The following is a 1484-nucleotide window of genomic DNA, read 5'->3' on the forward strand; positions in this document are numbered from 1 at the left end:
GCCAGGCGCTCGCCAATGCCGGGCTGTCGGCGGGTGAGGTCGACGCCGTCGAGGGCCACGGGACGGGCACGCCGCTCGGCGACCCGATCGAGGCCCAGGCGCTCCTCGCGACCTACGGGCAAGGGCGCTCCGAGGACCGGCCGCTGTTCCTGGGCTCGATCAAGTCCAACTTCGGCCACGCCCAGGCGGCGGCCGGTGTCGCGGGCGTGATCAAGATGGTGCAGGCGATGCGGGCGGGCGTGCTGCCGAAGACCCTGCACGCGGACACGCCGTCCTCGCGCGTCGACTGGTCGGCGGGCGGGGTGCGGCTGCTGACCGAGGCGCGGGAGTGGCCGGCGGACGAGCGGCCCCGACGGGCGGGGGTGTCCTCGTTCGGGATCAGCGGGACGAACGCGCACGTGATCGTCGAGCAGGCGCCGGCGGTTGAGCAGGACCGGGAGTCGGGCGTGGTGCCGGGCGTCGTGCCGTGGGTGGCCTCGGCGAGGTCGGAGGCGGCGCTGGGCGCGCAGCTGGAGCGGCTCGCCGGGGTCGGCGGCTCTCCCGTGGACGTCGGGCTCTCACTGGCGGGGCGGTCGCGGTTCCGGCACCGGGCGGTGCTGGTGGACGGGGTCGAGGTTGCGCGCGGGGTGGCGGCGGAGCGGTCGGCGGCGTTCCTGTTCTCGGGGCAGGGGTCGCAACGGCTGGGGATGGGGCGGGAGTTGTATGCACGGTTCCCGGTGTTTGCGCGGGCCTTCGATGCGGTGTGTGCGGAGCTGGATCCGCAGCTGCGGGACGTCGTGTGGGGCGACGATGAGGAGCTGTTGAACCGGACTGCGTATGCACAGGCGGGGTTGTTCGCCGTTGAGGTTGCGTTGTTCCGGTTGGTCGAATCGTGGGGTGTGGAGCCGGAGTTCGTGGCCGGGCACTCGATCGGTGAGGTGGCGGCGGCGCATGTGGCGGGGGTGTTCTCGTTGGAGGATGCCTGTCGGCTGGTGAGTGCGCGTGGTCGTCTGATGCAGGCGCTTCCGGCGGGTGGGGCGATGCTGGCGGTGCAGGCGGCGGAGGACGAAGTCCTGCCGCTGCTGGGCGAGTTCGTGTCGATCGCGGCGGTCAATGGTCCGTCGTCCGTGGTCGTCTCGGGGACGGAAGAGGCCGTCGAGGCGATTCACCAGCACTTCGCCGACCGCAAGACGACGCGGCTCAAGGTGTCCCACGCCTTCCACTCACCGCTGATGGACCCGATGCTTCAGGACTTCCGCGCGGTCCTCAACGGGCTGACGTACCAAGCCCCTTCGATCCCGCTGGTCTCGAACCTCACCGGCGAACTCGGCGGCGAGGAGCTCACCACCCCCGACTACTGGGTGCGCCACGTCCGCGAGGCCGTCCGCTTCGCCGACGGCCTCCGCACCCTGCGCGAGGCCGGCGCCACGGCCTTCGTCGAGCTCGGCCCCGACGGCGTCCTCGCCGCCCTCGCCCAGCAGGAATCCGACGCCCCCGCGCTCCCG

General features: G+C 72.5%; 1 protein-coding gene. It reads left to right on the forward strand.

The window, feature by feature from the left end; translation table 11 throughout:
• Positions 1-1484, forward strand: a 1484-nt coding sequence (locus AB0O00_RS39145) for a type I polyketide synthase (RefSeq protein WP_363659440.1), incomplete at both ends; no start/stop codon positions are given.

The organism is Kitasatospora sp. NPDC093558 (genome assembly GCF_040683475.1).
Lineage (GTDB): Bacteria > Actinomycetota > Actinomycetes > Streptomycetales > Streptomycetaceae > Kitasatospora.